Source organism: Massilia sp. NBRC 108631 (genome assembly GCF_059704565.1).
Genome location: NZ_BAAKJE010000142.1, coordinates 50254 through 64680 on the forward strand (window position 1 = coordinate 50254; position 14427 = coordinate 64680).

The 14427-nt window shown below is 65.2% G+C and carries 15 protein-coding genes; 4 read left to right on the plus strand and 11 right to left on the minus strand.

Translation table 11 applies throughout. The features are described 5' to 3' along the window. Positions 1–40 precede the first annotated feature (40 nt). Complete coding sequence (locus tag AC6H42_RS15625; protein ID WP_057158074.1) at positions 41–526, plus strand: chemotaxis protein CheW; 486 nt, start codon at positions 41–43, stop codon at positions 524–526. Positions 527–556: 30 nt separating this feature from the next. On the opposite strand, the gene AC6H42_RS15630 is transcribed toward AC6H42_RS15625, so the two are convergent. The 9 genes from AC6H42_RS15630 to dapC all read right to left on the minus strand — a co-directional run bounded on the left by AC6H42_RS15630 (position 557) and on the right by dapC (position 10314). Further along, on the minus strand, positions 557–2554 hold the full coding sequence (locus AC6H42_RS15630) for an ATP-binding cassette domain-containing protein (RefSeq protein ID WP_057157894.1): 1998 nt from the start codon (positions 2552–2554) through the stop codon (positions 557–559). A gap of 10 nt (positions 2555–2564) precedes the next feature. After that, positions 2565–3452, minus strand: coding sequence for a 50S ribosomal protein L3 N(5)-glutamine methyltransferase (prmB, locus tag AC6H42_RS15635; RefSeq protein ID WP_057157895.1), 888 nt, complete (start codon positions 3450–3452; stop codon positions 2565–2567). 29 nt (positions 3453–3481) lie between these two features. Continuing rightward, a complete protein-coding gene (dapE, locus tag AC6H42_RS15640; RefSeq protein ID WP_057157896.1) occupies positions 3482–4618 on the minus strand; it encodes a succinyl-diaminopimelate desuccinylase in 1137 nt (378 codons plus the stop codon). Next, positions 4615–4968: an ArsC family reductase gene (locus AC6H42_RS15645; protein WP_057157897.1), complete on the minus strand. Its 354-nt coding sequence runs from the start codon at positions 4966–4968 to the stop codon at positions 4615–4617. Before AC6H42_RS15645 ends, dapE begins: the two co-directional genes overlap by 4 nt. A 92-nt stretch (positions 4969–5060) precedes the next feature. Beyond that, complete coding sequence (locus AC6H42_RS15650; protein ID WP_497548447.1) at positions 5061–6212, minus strand: MFS transporter; 1152 nt, start codon at positions 6210–6212, stop codon at positions 5061–5063. Positions 6213–6279: 67 nt separating this feature from the next. Beyond that, positions 6280–6660, minus strand: coding sequence for a hypothetical protein (locus tag AC6H42_RS15655; RefSeq protein WP_157201154.1), 381 nt, complete (start codon positions 6658–6660; stop codon positions 6280–6282). A gap of 425 nt (positions 6661–7085) precedes the next feature. After that, positions 7086–8222 carry a PilT/PilU family type 4a pilus ATPase gene (locus AC6H42_RS15660; RefSeq protein ID WP_057157901.1) on the minus strand — a complete coding sequence of 379 codons (1137 nt, stop codon included), beginning with the start codon at positions 8220–8222 and terminating at the stop codon, positions 7086–7088. A gap of 37 nt (positions 8223–8259) precedes the next feature. Then, on the minus strand, positions 8260–9087 hold the full coding sequence (gene dapD / locus AC6H42_RS15665; RefSeq protein WP_057157902.1) for a 2,3,4,5-tetrahydropyridine-2,6-dicarboxylate N-succinyltransferase: 828 nt from the start codon (positions 9085–9087) through the stop codon (positions 8260–8262). A gap of 12 nt (positions 9088–9099) precedes the next feature. Then, a complete protein-coding gene (gene dapC, locus AC6H42_RS15670; RefSeq protein ID WP_057157903.1) occupies positions 9100–10314 on the minus strand; it encodes a succinyldiaminopimelate transaminase in 1215 nt (404 codons plus the stop codon). A gap of 148 nt (positions 10315–10462) precedes the next feature. Between dapC and AC6H42_RS15675 the strand changes: the two genes are divergently transcribed. Next, entirely contained in the window at positions 10463–12280 is a 1818-nt protein-coding gene (locus AC6H42_RS15675; protein WP_497548448.1) for a DUF4153 domain-containing protein, read from the plus strand. 20 nt (positions 12281–12300) lie between these two features. On the opposite strand, the gene AC6H42_RS15680 is transcribed toward AC6H42_RS15675, so the two are convergent. Beyond that, complete coding sequence (locus AC6H42_RS15680; protein WP_057157904.1) at positions 12301–12657, minus strand: MerR family transcriptional regulator; 357 nt, start codon at positions 12655–12657, stop codon at positions 12301–12303. 67 nt (positions 12658–12724) lie between these two features. Between AC6H42_RS15680 and AC6H42_RS15685 the strand changes: the two genes are divergently transcribed. Together AC6H42_RS15685 and AC6H42_RS15690 are read left to right on the plus strand one after the other, a co-directional pair. After that, positions 12725–13168, plus strand: coding sequence for a hypothetical protein (locus tag AC6H42_RS15685; protein ID WP_497548449.1), 444 nt, complete (start codon positions 12725–12727; stop codon positions 13166–13168). Between the two features lie 19 nt (positions 13169–13187). Continuing rightward, the gene (locus tag AC6H42_RS15690; protein ID WP_057157906.1) at positions 13188–13685 is read left to right on the plus strand and encodes a VOC family protein; all 498 of its coding nucleotides are present in this window, start codon (positions 13188–13190) and stop codon (positions 13683–13685) included. On the opposite strand, the gene AC6H42_RS15695 is transcribed toward AC6H42_RS15690, so the two are convergent. After that, a complete protein-coding gene (locus AC6H42_RS15695; RefSeq protein ID WP_057157907.1) occupies positions 13662–14414 on the minus strand; it encodes a Mut7-C RNAse domain-containing protein in 753 nt (250 codons plus the stop codon). The genes AC6H42_RS15690 and AC6H42_RS15695 overlap by 24 nt on opposite strands. Positions 14415–14427 lie beyond the last annotated feature (13 nt).

Consider the following 14427-nt stretch of genomic DNA (forward strand, 5'->3'; position numbering starts at 1 on the left):
TAGGATGGTGAACGCGTCATCCTACCGTGAAAGGATCATCATGCAATCCTCGACCTTGCAGGGCGCTGCCGACGCCGGGCTGCGCCAGTACCTGAGCTTTCGCCTGGGCGGCTTGGAATATGCGCTGGACTACCGCAATGTGCAGGAACTGCGTCCCTTGAATGCGCTGGAGCGCTTCTCGGCGGACGGCGAGGTGATCAGCGGCGTGGCGGTGTCGCGCGGCGTGATCATGCCCATCGTGGACATGCGCATCGCGTTCGGACCGCGCCCGCCGGTGCACGATCCGCGCACCGACGTGATCATCCTCAAGCTGACTGACTGCGTGATGGGGATGGTGACCGACGGCGTGACCGACATCGTCACGCTGGCGGAGGACAGCATCCAGCCCATGCCGGGGCTGGCGAATGTGGATTACCTGCTCGGGCTGGGCAGCACGCAGGCGGGGAGGCGGCTGATTGTGGTTGATATCGACAAGCTGATGTCGATACGGCGCGCGGGCTTTGGCGGGTTGCGCGCCGTGCGCTAACCCGCCCTGCAAGTTACAGGCGCGCCGCGCTTATGCCGCCAGCGCTTCCAGCTGTTCTTGCAACTCCAGCCACTCTCCTTCCAGCTGGGCCAGGTCCTTGGTGTAGAAGGCCTGGTCGGTCAGCAGGGTTTTCAGCTTGGCCTTGTTGGCCGCGTCGTAGATGGCGCTGTCGCCCAGCGCCGCGTCCACTTCGGCCTTCTGGCCGTTGCGCTTGGCGATGCTCTCTTCCAGGCGCTTGATCTTGTTCTCGATCGGCTTGCGCAGCGCGGACAGCTTCTGGCGCTGCTCGGCGTCCAGGCGCTTCTGGTCCTTGTTGTTGACCACGGGCGCGGAGGCGGGCGCCACCGGCGAGGCCACCGGGAAGTCGGTCTTGTTGCCCTTGCCAGCAGCCGGCAGCACGTCGGTGCCTTTGCCCAGCTTGGTCTGGAACAGCCAGTCCTTGTAGTCGTCCAGGTCGCCGTCGAAGGGCTGCAGCTTGCCGTCGGCAACAATGATGAACTGGTCGGTGGTGGCGCGCAGCAGGTGGCGATCGTGCGATACCACCACCAGCGTGCCTTCGAACTGCGCCAGCGCCTCGGTCAGCGCTTCGCGCGTTTCCAAATCCAGGTGATTGGTCGGTTCATCGAGCAGCAGCAGGTTGGGGCGCTGCCACACGATCAAGGCCAGCGCCAGGCGCGCCTTCTCGCCGCCGGAGAACGGCGCGATCGAGCTGGTGACCATGGTGCCGGGGAAGTTGAAGCCGCCCAGGAAATTGCGCAGCTCCTGCTCGCGCACCGTCGGCGCGATCTTGGCCAGGTGCCACAGCGGCGATTCGTCGTGGCGCAGCATTTCCACCTGGTGCTGGGCGAAGTAGCCGATGTTCAGGCCTTTGCCCATGGTGGCGTCGCCGGTCAGCGGCGACAGCTCGCCGGCGATGGTCTTGATCAGCGTCGATTTGCCCGCGCCGTTCACGCCCAGCAGGCCGATGCGCTGGCCGATCTGCAGCGAGAAGTTGATGCCGTGGACGATGCTCTTGGTGGTGATGTCGCCGGTGGCTTCGTTCTCGATCTTGTAGCCCGCGTCCACGTCTTCCATCACCAGCAAAGGGTTCGGAGCGCTGAGCGGCTCGCGGAATTCGAACGAGAACTCGGCGGCGGCGCGCAGCGGCGCCAGTTCTTCCATCTTGGCCAGCGCCTTCATGCGGCTCTGCGCCTGGCGGGCCTTGGAGGCCTGCGCCTTGAAGCGGTTCACGAACGATTCCAGGTGGGCGCGCTTGCGCTGCTGCTTTTCCAGCGCGCCGGCGGCCAGGATCATCTGCGCTGCGCGCTGGCGTTCGAAGGACGAGTAGTTGCCCGAGTAGCGCTTCAGCTTGCGCTCGTCGATGTGCACCACCACGTTTACCACTTCATCGAGGAAGTCGCGGTCGTGGGAAATGATGATCAGCGTGCCTGCGTAGCGCTTCAGCCAGTCTTCCAGCCAGATGATGGCGTCCAGGTCCAGGTGGTTGGTCGGTTCATCGAGCAGCAGCAGGTCGGAAGGGCACATCAGCGCCTGCGCCAGGTTCAGGCGCATGCGCCAGCCGCCCGAGAAGCTGGCCACCGGCAGCTGCATCTGGTCCAGCGTGAAGCCCAGGCCCAGCAGCAGCTGTTCGCCGCGCGACTGCACGGTGTAGGCGTCGGCATCGGCCAGCGCGCTGTACACCTCGCCGATGGCGATGCCGTTTTCGCTGGTGGCCGGTTCCGATTCCAGGCGCGCCAGTTCCGCTTCCAGCTTGCGCAGGTTGACGTCGCCGTCGATGGCGTAATCGAGGGCGCAGCGTTCCAGCGGCGGGGTTTCCTGCGCAACGTAAGCCACGCGCCATTTGGCCGGGAAGTCGATTTCGCCCTGGTCCGGGTGCAGCTCGCCGCGCATCATCGCGAACAGGCTCGATTTGCCGGCGCCGTTGGCGCCGATCAGGCCGATCTTGTCGCCCGGATTGAGGGTGACATCAACCTGCTCCAGCAGCGGCTTCACGCCGCGCATCAGGCTTACTTGAATAAAGCGGATCATAGCGTGTTCTTTACAGTTTAAGCTGGTCGGCGGTCAGCAGGAATACCATGTCGTCGCCGGCGCTGGTGGTCAGCCAGGTCAGGCCCAGGTGGCCGAAGGCTTTCTCGGCGAATTCGCGCTCGTTGCCGATTTCGACGATCAGCAAGCCCTCGTCGGTCAGGCGTTCGCCGGCCCCGGCCACGATCTTGCGCACCAGGTCCATGCCGTCCGCGCCGCCTTCCAGGGCGATCTGCGGCTCGGCCAGGTATTCCGGCGGCAGCTTGGCCATCGAACCGGAGTTCACGTACGGCGGGTTGGTGATGATCAGGTCGTACTTCTTGTCCGGCACGTTGGCGTACAGGTCGGACTCGATCAGCGCCAGGCGGTCCTGCAGCTTGTAGGTGTCCACGTTGATGCGGGCCACGTCCAGCGCGTCCCTCGAGATGTCCACCGCGTCCACGTGCGCGTTCGGGAACGCTTCGGCCAGCATGATGGCCAGGCAGCCCGAACCCGTGCACAGTTCCAGCACGTTGGTGGTGGCTTCAGGATCGACCATCCACGGCGAGAAGTAGTCCGGGATCAGTTCGGCGATGAAGGAGCGCGGCACCAGGGCGCGCTCATCGACGTAGAAGCTGTATGGGCCCAGCCACGCTTCGCGCGTGATGTAGGCGGCCGGCACGCGGTCGGTGGCGCGGCGCTCGATCACCGCCAGCACGGCGTCGATCTCCTGCGGCAGCAGGCGCGCGTCCAGGAACGGGTCCAGCTTGTCCAGCGGCAGCTTGAGGGTGTGCAGGATCAGGTAAGCCGCTTCGTCCAGCGCTTCCACGCTGCCATGGCCGAAGAACAGCTTGGCGGTGTTGAAGCGGGTAACGGCGTAGCGCAGCAGGTCGCGCGGGGTGGTGAAGATGGAAGTGGTCATTATTGTTCTCGCAAATGGAGCCGCCGCGTTCAGCGCAGCAGGTTCTCAAGGGTACGGCGGTAGATATTCTTCAGCGGATCGATGAAACGCAGCTCGATGTGCTCGTCGATCTTGTGGATGCTGGCGTTGGGAGGGCCGAATTCTATCACCTGGGGGCAGATCTGCGCGATAAAGCGGCCGTCCGAGGTGCCGCCGGTGGTCGACAGCTCGGTCTCGATGCCGGTCTCGGCGCGGATCGCGTCGGCCATGGCGGTGCTCAGCGTGCCGCGCGGGGTCAGGAAGGGCAGGCCGCTCAGGGTCCATTTCAGTTCGTACTCCAGGCCGTGCCTGTCGAGGATGGCGTGCACGCGCGCGCGCAGCTGCTCGTGCGTGCTGGCGGTGGAAAAGCGGAAATTGAAGTCGATCTCCAGCGCGCCGGGGATGACGTTGTTGGCGCCGGTGCCGGCCTTGATGTTGGACATCTGCCACGAGGTGGGCAGGTAGTACTCGTTGCCCTGGTCCCAGACCTCGGCCACCAGGTCCGCCAGCGCCTGCGCCGACTGGTGGATGGGATTGCGCGCCAGCTGGGGATAGGCGATGTGGCCCTGGATGCCCTTGATCACCAGGTGGCCGGACAGCGAACCACGGCGGCCGTTCTTGATCATGTCGCCCAGCGTCTTGTCCGAGGTCGGCTCGCCGACGATGCAGAAATCGATGGTTTCGCCGCGCGCCTTCAGTTTTTCCACCACCACCACGGTGCCGTCGGTGGCCGGGCCTTCCTCGTCGCTGGTGATGAGGAAGGCGATCGAGCCCTTATGGTCCGCATTGGCGGCCACGAACTCCTCGCAGGCCACCACGAAGGCGGCGATGGAGGTCTTCATGTCGGCCGCGCCACGGCCATACAGCTTGCCGTCGCGGTGCGTCGGGTAGAACGGCTCGGACGACCACTGCTCGACCGGGCCGGTGGGCACCACGTCGGTGTGGCCGGCGAACACCAGCACCGGGCTGGCCGTGCCGCGCCGCGCCCACAGATTGGTGACCTCGCCGGAGACGATGGTCTCGCAAGCGAAGCCGAGCGGCTCCAGCAGCGCGATCAGCTGTTCCTGGCAGCCCTTGTCTTCGGGCGTGACGGAGGCGCGGCCGAGCAGCTTCTCGGTTAGCGCCAGGGTGCGGGAGGATGCTGTCATTTGGCGAAGATCTGGCGGTAGGCGTCCGGCGAGAAGCCGACGTGGCAGGCCTCGCCCGCGCCTTGCAGCACCGGGCGCTTGATCACGGAGGGGAACTCCAGCATCAGCGCGGTGGCGCTGGCGGCGTCGGTGACGGCGGCCTTGCGCTCGTCCGGCAGGCCGCGCCAGGTGGTGCCCTTCTTGTTGACCAGGACTTCCCAGCTCAGTGTCTGCAGCCAGCCGCCGACGGTCTGCGCGTCCAGGCCCTGCTTTTTGAAGTCGTGGAAGGTGAATTCGTGCTGCTGGTCAGCCAGCCAGACGCGGGCTTTCTTCACCGTGTCGCAGTTGGGGATGCCGTAGAGAGTAATCATGGGATGCGTAAGTTCAGGAGCGTGGCCGCGCCGGGCGGCGGCCGAAGTGCAGCATTATAGCGTGACTGCGGCACGCCCCGAGCCTGGCAGGGTCAGGCGGCGATGCGCGAGCGCGAGCTGGCGGCCACCAGCAGCATGGCGCAGCCCAGGCCCGCGAAGGCCACCTGCAGGCTGGAGGCGTGGGCGATAAAACCAATCAGCGCAGGGCCTGCCAGGATGCCGGCGTAGCCGATGGTGGTGATGGCGCCCACCGCCAGGCCGGCCGGCATGTCGTGCTGGTTGCCCGCCGCCGTGAACAGGATCGGCACGATGTTGGACGCGCCCAGGCCGATCAGCACGAAGCCGAGCAGCGCCACGGCGGGCGAGGGTGCAATGACGGCGGTGAAGAAGCCGGCGGCGGCGCACAGCCCCCCCGTCAGCAGCACGCGCCGGCGGCCGAAGCGGGCCACGATCTTGTCGCCGCTGAAGCGGCCCAGCGTCATGGCGACGGCGAAGGCGGCGTAACCGAGGCCGCCCTGGTCGGCGCTGATGCCGGTGGAAGTGGTCAGCAGCAGCGCGCTCCAGTCCAGCACCGCGCCTTCGGCCATGAAGCAGGCGAAGCACAGCAAGCCGATCACGGCCACCGCGCCGCGCGGCACCACGAACAGGCGCGTGTCTTCCTTGGCGCCCGCCTCCGCGTGTGCGGCAGGCGGGGCGGGCAGCAGGTTCGGCGCGGCTGCCGCCAGTACCGCCGCCGCCACGGCGGCTACCAGCACGGAAGCCATCAGCGTATCCATGCCGGCCCACAGCAGCGCGGCCATGCCGCCCGCGCCGGCGATGCCGCCCACGCTGAACATGCCGTGAAAGCCCGACATCAGTGCGCCGCCGCTTTCCTTTTCCACCTGCACCGCTTGCACATTGATGGCCACGTCCAGCGTGCCGATGGTGGCGCCGAACAGGAACAGTGTCACACCCAGCAGCAGCGGCGAGGGCGCCACGGCGAGGAAGGGCAGCACGGTGCACACCAGCGCGCCGGACACCAGCACCACAGGCCGGCAGCCAAAGCGCGTGGTCAGCGCGCCAGTGATGGGCATGGCCAGCAGCGAGCCGATGCCCAGGCACAGCAGCAGCATGCCCAGTTGCGCCGCTTCGATCTGCAGCCGTTCTTTTGCATACGGCACCAGCGGCGCCCAGGCGGCCATGGTGATGCCGGCGGTTAAAAATCCAAGGCGGGTGGAAAGGCGGTGTGCTGCTGAGTTATTCATTGTGCAAAGGAGCGCTTGGCGTGCGTCACCTGCGCAGTAGAAATATGGAAACGCAATGATAGTGCAATTAGTCCGAAGGCACGAGACTGGCGGGAGGTTTCTGGGCGGCGTAGGCGATATTCTTGCTCAGCCAGGACGTTTCGACATGATTCAGATCAGTGCCGCTGAGCAGGTCGACCAGCTTTGCCCCTTCAAAGATAAACAGTTTTGCGTCGCGGATCTCTGTAGGTGGGAAGAGAAGATGTTCACGCGCGAGGTATGTTTTTTCAACCAGAACCAGTGTCCAGACGCAATTGTCCTTGGTCCAGGTTGCCTCGAATACGCGCGATGCCTGATCTACATTTCGGATTGTTGTCCGATAGGCCGCCTTGTCTACTTGTCTCCATTGTAGTTCTGCGGTTTGGGTGCATCGAACGATGTCCTTGTAAAGGCGCTTACTCTGGTTCATAGATCCTCCGAGTACGACCGCAAATCCTCCAGTGCCTCAACTAGCGCAGGCGCATCGCCAGCGTCCAGGAAGCAGTGGACGGCAATGATTGCGCGGCCCTTTGAGGTGAACCTGTGCCAAACATGGATCGGCAGATTGCCTTTCAGCGAGGCCACTTTGCCGCGCCATTTCGGATGGCGTAGTTGATTGGCGTGACAAATGTCGAGTACGTCGTCGCATACTTGCTGCAGCCGCAGTCTGCGCCTGAATTTGATTATATTCGCTTTGATGCTGCGCACGTAGGAGAGCGACGCCAGCGAAACGGCTAAGCCGATGATCGATGCCTAGCCGGAAAAGTAGGCCAGCTGATCTGGTGACATGGGTGCCTCCGGCCAGAGGTAAATCGCAAGTTTACGCCGGCTGGGGCGGGAGCGCGTTGAGGCGCGTCAGGTGTTGAGCGTGAACTCGGTGAAGGAGGTTTCAGCCACCGGCGCCTTCTGCTCCGGCTCCTCGTGCTTGCTGTCCGGGCCGTTGTTCAGCAGCCAGAGCAGGTTGGTGGCCGAGTCGGCGTTGGCCAGGGCTTCTTCCTGGCTGATCAGGCCCTGCTGCACCAGCTGGAACAGCGCCATCTCGAACGACTGCGAGCCGGCTGACAGGCTTTTCTCCAGCGCTTCCTTGATCTGGCTGATTTCGCCTTTTTCGATCAGGTCCGAGATGTGGCGGGTGTTGAGCATCACTTCCACCGCCGCCGTGCGCGTGCCGCCGTTGATCGAACGGATCAGGCGCTGCGAGACGATGGCTTTCACGGTGGACGACAAGTCCTGCAGCAGCGCTGCGCGGTTCTCGATCGGGTAGAAGCTGATGATGCGGTTCAGCGCGTTGTAGCTGTTATTGGCGTGCAGCGTGGCCAGCACCAGGTGGCCCGACTGCGCATAGGCCAGCGCGGCGGCCATGGTTTCGCGGTCGCGAATCTCGCCGATCAGGATGCAGTCCGGCGCCTGGCGCATGGAGTTGCGCAGCGCGGTGTGGAAATCCTTGGCGTCGCTGCCGATCTCGCGCTGGTTGACGATGGATTTCTTGTTCTTGAACAGGTACTCGATGGGATCTTCGAGCGTGAGGATGTGGCCCGAGCGCAGCTCGTTGCGGTGGTCCAGCATCGAGGCGATGGTGGTGGACTTGCCGGAACCGGTGGCGCCCACCAGCAGCAGCAGGCCGCGCTTTTCCATGATCAGCTCCGCCAGGATGGGCGGCAGCGCCAGATCGGCCAGCACCGGGATGTTGGCCGGCACGAAGCGGAACACGGCCGAGATGCTGCCGCGCTGGCGGAAGGCCGACAGGCGGAAGCGTCCCAGGTTGGGCACCGAGACGCCCATGTTCAGCTCATTTTCGCGCTCCAGTTCCGCCATCTGCCCGGGCGAGCAGATTTCGGCCAGCAGCGTGTGGATGTTTTCCGGTTCCAGCTTCTGCTGGTTGATCGGGATCAGGTTGCCGTTGATCTTGATGTGCACTGGCGAATTGACCGCGAAGAACATGTCCGACGCGTTCTTTTCCTTCATCAGCTGGAACAGGCGGTCCATTGCCATCGTGCTCTCCTCAAGATCCCCGGGATGGAAAACCGTCTTAGATACCGCGCAGCAGTTCGTTGATGCCGGTCTTCGAGCGGGTCTGTGCATCGACGCGCTTGACGATCACCGCGCAGTACAGGCTGTACTTGCCGTCGTCCGACGGCAGCGAGCCCGATACCACCACCGAACCTGATGGGATGCGGCCGTAGCTCACTTCGCCGGTGGCGCGGTCGTAGATCTTGGTCGACTGGCCGATGTACACGCCCATCGAGATCACCGAGTTCTCCTCCACGATCACGCCTTCCACGATCTCCGAACGCGCGCCGATGAAGCAGTTGTCTTCGATGATGGTCGGATTGGCCTGCATCGGCTCCAGCACGCCGCCGATGCCCACGCCGCCCGACAGGTGCACGTTCTTGCCGATCTGCGCGCAGGAACCCACGGTGGCCCAGGTGTCGACCATGGCGCCTTCATCGACGTAGGCGCCGATGTTGACGTAGGAAGGCATCAGTACCACGTTCTTGGCGATGAAGGAGCCGCGGCGCGCAACGGCCGGCGGCACCACGCGGAAGCCGCCAGCCTGGAAGTCGGCTTCGGTGTAATTGGCGAACTTGGTCGGTACCTTGTCGTAGAACTGCATGGTGCCGTCGGACGGCAGCACCACGTTGTTCTCCAGGCGGAACGACAGCAGCACGGCTTTCTTGATCCACTGGTTCACCACCCAGGTGCCGGTGTCCTTCTGCGCCACGCGCAGGGAGCCATTGTCCAGGCCGGCCAGCACGTGCGATACCGCGTCGCGCAGTTCGGCGCTGCCGTTGGCAGGGTTGATCTCGGCGCGGTTGTCCCAGGCTTGTTCGATGATGTTTTGCAGTTGTTGGGTCATGATGCTTCTCTTTTATTTAGACAGGTTTTTGCAGAATTGGACGATGCGGTGCGCAGCTTCCAGGCCTTCCTCGGCCTCGGCCACCAGCGCCATGCGGATGCGGTTGCGGCCCGGGTTCACGCCGTGCGCTTCGCGCGCCAGGTAGCTGCCGGGCAGTACGGTCACATTATATTCGGCGTACAGGCGCTGGGCGAACTCGGTGTCCGACAGGCCAGTGCGGCTGACGTCGGCCCACAGGTAGAAGCCGGCGTCCGGCAGCGCCACGTCCATCACCTGCTGCAGCAGCGGGGTGATGGCGGCGAACTTGGCGCGGTACTGGGCGCGGTTGGCTTCGACGTGGGTTTCGTCGTTCCAGGCCGCCACCGACGCAGCCTGCACGGAAGGGCTCATGGCCCCGCCGTGGTAGGTGCGGTACAACAGGAATTTTTTCAGCACGTCGGCGTCGCCGGCCACGAAGCCGGAGCGCATGCCCGGCACGTTGGAGCGCTTGGAGAGGCTGGAGAACACCACCAGGCGCGCGTACGGGCGCTCCACGGTGGACAGGCCCAGCATGTGGGCCGCCTGCAGCGCGCCCAAAGGCGGCTCGTCGCCGTGGTAGATCTCGGAGTAGCACTCGTCGGCGGCGATGATGAAGTTGTAGCGCTCGGACAGCGCGAACAGGTTTTCCCAGTCCGTCAGCGACAGCACGGCGCCGGTCGGATTGCCCGGGGAGCACAGGAACAGCAACTGCACGCGCTCCCACACCGAGGCGGGGATGCTGTCGTAGTCGCAGCCGAAGTTGCGGGCCGGGTCGGAGTTGACGAAGTATGGCTCGGCGCCGGCCAGGTAGGCCGCGCCTTCATAAATCTGGTAGAACGGATTGGGCGACACCACCAGCGCCTTGGCGGCCGGATCGACCACGGTCTGCGCCAGCGCGAACAGCGCCTCGCGCGAGCCATTCACCGGCAATACCTGGGTGGCCGGATTCAGCGCCGGAATGCCGTAGCGGCGTTCCAGCCAGCCGCAGATGGCGCCGCGCAGCGCTTCCGAGCCGATGGTGGTCGGGTAGCTGGCCAGGCCGTTGATATTGTCGATCAGCGCCTGCTGGATGAAGGGCGGCGTCGGATGCTTCGGCTCGCCCATGCCCAGGCTGATGGCGGAATAGTCGGCGTTCGGCGCCGCCTTGGCGAACAACTGGCGCAGTTTTTCGAACGGATATGGTTGCAGCTTATCGAGATGTGGATTCACAGGCGGACCAAAGGGCGGAAATCGGAACCAGCCATTATAGCGCCAGCGCGCCGTGGTTGTGCGCCGCAGCGGAGATGGCTGGTATTGCAAATCCGATGGCGCATGCAATAATGCCAACATTGACAAACTTACGCCAGTGAAAGACCGCATGCAGGCAGATTCCGCCCAGACCGTACTCGAAGCCACCACCACCCGCAGCAACGGCTATCTGCGCCTGGCCGCCGGCCTGCTGCAGGGCTGCCTGCTGTATCTGCTGCACCGGGCCAACAGCGGCAACGCCTGGCCGGCCACCGATCCCTTGCTGTTCGTGCCGCTGCTGATGGCAAGCGTGCTGCTGCCCATCCTGCTGATCTCCAGCCTGGGCCACATCGGCGGGCGCAAGCTGGCACTGTGGATGGCGGTCGCGGCCGCGGTAATCGTCACACTGGCCTGGCACGACGCCTGGCGCCGCAGCGGGGTGCAGCACCCGGCCGGAGCGGGCAGGGAGGACCGCTTGCCGTCCGCGCTGGTGACCGTGTTCAGCGCGGCCTTCTTTTTCATCGCGCATTCGCTGGTGATGGCGGGCGTGCAGGAGGGCCGGCGCCTGGCCGGCTACGCGACGTATTTCGAGACCGCGTGGAAGCTTTTCATCCAGGCCGCGTTCTCGGTGCTGTTCGTCGCGGCGCTGTGGGCCATGCTCAGCCTGGGCAGTGGGCTGTTCATGCTGGTCAAGCTGGACTTCCTCAAGCTGCTGCTGCGCGAGGCCTGGTTCAACGCGCCGGTGCTGTGCTTCGCCTTCGCTTGCGCCATGCACATCACCGACGTGCGGCCAGCGATCGTGCGCGGCATCCGCACGCTGCTGCTGGTGCTCATGTCCTGGCTGCTGCCCGTCACGGTGCTGCTGCTGGCGGGCTTCCTCGGCAGCCTGCCGTTCACGGGGCTGGAAACGCTGTGGAAGACCGGCCACGCCACCATTGTGCTGCTGGGCGCGGCCGGCACGCTGGTGGTGCTGATCAACGCCGCCTACCAGAACGGCGAAGTGGAGGCCACGGTGGCGCGCGCGGTGCGCTGGAGCGCGCGTATCGGCGCGCTGATGCTGTTGCCGCTGGTGGCAATTGCCATCCATGCGCTCAGCCTGCGCGTGGGCGACTACGGCTGGAGTGCGGACCGCCTGATCGCCGCCGCCTGCCTGCTGGTGGCCGTTTGCTATGCGCTGGGCTACGCCTGCACTGCGGTTCAGCGCGGCAGCTGGCTGCGCACGCTGTCGCTGACCAATGTGGGGGCGGCATGGCTGGTGCTGGCGGTGCTGCTGGCGCTGTTTACGCCCATCGCCGACCCGGCCCGCATCTCGGTCGACAGCCAGATGGCGCGGCTGGAACGCGGCGCGGTGAAAGCCGACAAGTTCGACTACGAATACCTGAAATTCGAAGGCGCCCGCTACGGGCGCGCCGCGCTGGAGCGCTTGAAGGCGGCCACTGGCCCGGACGCGGCAATCAGGCGCGCGGGCGCGGCCGCCGCGCTGCGCAAGCAATATCGCGGCCAGCAGGGGGAGAAGGCGGCACTGAGCAGCGCGGATATCGGCGCCAATCTCGCGGTGTGGCCGAAAGGCGCCAGCCTGCCGGAGAGCTTCCCTTCGGCTGCCTGGGCCGGGCAGCGCAGCAATGGCGTCGACGTGCCGCTCTGCCTGTATCAGCAGGGCGTGCATTGCGACGCCTTTGTGCTGGACCTGACTGGCGATGGCCAGGCCGACGTGCTGCTGGTGGGGGAAGCGCCGCATGTTGGCGCAGCGCTGCTGGCGCTGCGGGACGGCAAGTGGGAACTGGCCGGCCGCCTGCCGTACTTCTTGTCCGGTTGCGGGGAGCTGGTCGCCAAGCTCAAGGCAGGCCAGGTGAAAACCGTGCCCAAGCCCTTGCCTGACCTGGAAGTCGATGGCACGCGCATTCCAGTGGAAGCGCCGGAGCGCTTGCAGATGAAAGCCTGCAAATAAATGGCGCCCCCAGCCGCCTGCTAGCGCAACGGGCAGTCCGCCATCGGCTCGCCGAGCCGGCGCGCCAGTTCGCCGCGCAGGGCGGTGAGGCCGGCAATGCGCTGGTCGATCTCCGCCATCTTGGCTTGCAGCGCCTCGCGCAGCTGTTCGGCCGACGCGTCCGGGGCGGCCAGCAGCGGCAGGTCGGCCTCGATCTCCTTCAGGCTGAAGCCGAGCTGCTGCGCGGTGCGGATGTAGCACAGCCAGTCCACCGCCTCCGGCGGATAGTCGCGGTAGCCGTTGGCGCTGCGGCGTGCGCGCAGCAGGCCGCGCTTTTCGTAAAAGCGCAGCGTGTCGCGGCTGATGCCGGTGGCGCTGGAAATTTCCCCTATCTGCATATTTTCTCCTTGACCCTGGAGTGTACTCCAGGCTTTAGCATTGGACTCTCATCTTTCAGGAGTCTATATGCTCAATTTCATACCCAGTCTCGCCACTTTCCGCCGCATCGTCCGCGCCAGCGCCATCTACGACCTGGCGCTGGCCGCGCCGTTCGCCACCCCGTGGACCTTCGCGCTGGTGCTTGCCCAGCTATCCGCCGTCAACCAGCGCCTGGGCGGCGCGCCGCTGCCGGCATTTTCGACTTTCCATGTGCTGATCGCCTGCCTGATGGGAAGCATCGTCCTGGTGTGGTCGGTGCTGCGCATCGCCGATCCGCAGCCGCGCTTCGGCCGATACGACGCGGCCGGGCGTTTTTTGTTCTCCACCTGGATGGCCTGGGCGCTGGCCGTCACGGGCGAACCGCTGATCTGGCTGTTCCTGGTGCCGGAAGCGGCATGGTGCGTTGTCCAGTGCCTGCCCGTGCGCGCCCAGTCCGCGCAGCGGAGTAATATTGGCAGCCTTGCCACCTGAGACAATTAGGAGATCGTTCATGGCCAGCATCCAGCAAATCGTTCCTTGCCTGTGGTTCGAGTCCCAGGCCGAAGAAGCCGCCAACTATTATGTCGGTATCTTCGACAACGCGAAAATCAATCTGATCACGCACTATTCCGAAGCCGGCAAGGAGATCCACTGCCGCGAGCCCGGCTCCGTGCTGACGGTGGAGTTTGAACTGAACGGTACGGCGTTTACCGCCATGAACGGCGGGCCGCAGGTCAAGTTCAACCAGGCGGTTTCGTTCCAGGTGATGTGCGAAAGCCAGCAGGAAGTGGACCGCTACTGGCTGCGCCTGTCCGAAGGCGGCGACCCGGCTGAGCAGCAGTGCGGCTGGCTGAAGGACAAGTTCGGCGTGTCCTGGCAGGTGGTGCCGCGCGTGCTGATCGAGATGATCAAGGAGTCCGGTTCGGCCAAGGCGGAACGCGTCATGGCTGCGCTGATGCCGATGAAGAAACTCGATATCGCCGAACTACAGCGCGCCTACGCCGGCTAGCACCGCGCGCATGCGCTGCCAGTGCGAACCTTGCCAGAACACGCCGCCGCACACATCGCAGGTGACGAACAGTTCATGCCTGGCGCGCACGGCGGGCGGCAGCTTGCGCTGCACGTCCTGTTTGGCCACGGTGCGCAGCGGCGCGTTGCACTGCAGGCAGAGCGTGAAGGGGCGCACGCTGCCGGCCAGGTCCAGCCGGCCGACGATCTCGCGCAACTGCAGTTCAGGCTTGAGCGCGCGCACGTAGCAGCCGTGCGTAACGCCGCGCCGCTTCAGCAGGTCGCGGTCGCGCGTGAGCACGATGCGCTGCTGCTCGGCGGAGATGACTTCGATTTCGCGGTCGTCTATGGCGTTGTCGTATAGCGTGTCGAAGCCGGCCATGCGCAGCAGGCGTGCCAGGCCGCCCAGGTGGGCGTCGGCGATGAAGCGCAGGCCTTGGCCGAGCACCCGCAGAGGCTGTTCGCGCACCCGCAGCAGGGGGCTGACGTCGAAGGTTTCGAACTTGGGATAGACAGCCACCCGGTCGCCGTCCTCCAGCAGGCGTTCGAAGCCGCAGGACTCGCCGTTCACCAGCACCAGCTCCACTTCGGTGTGCGGCACGCCGAGCGCCTCGATCATGTGCTTGGCGGTGGCGGCGCGCGCGCAGGGCGCGTCGAACTCGCGCCGGCGCCGCGCCGGTGGCAGGAAATCGTTGAGTTCTTCGTAGAAGCGAAATGTCGCGGTCACCATGATGCGAGTATCA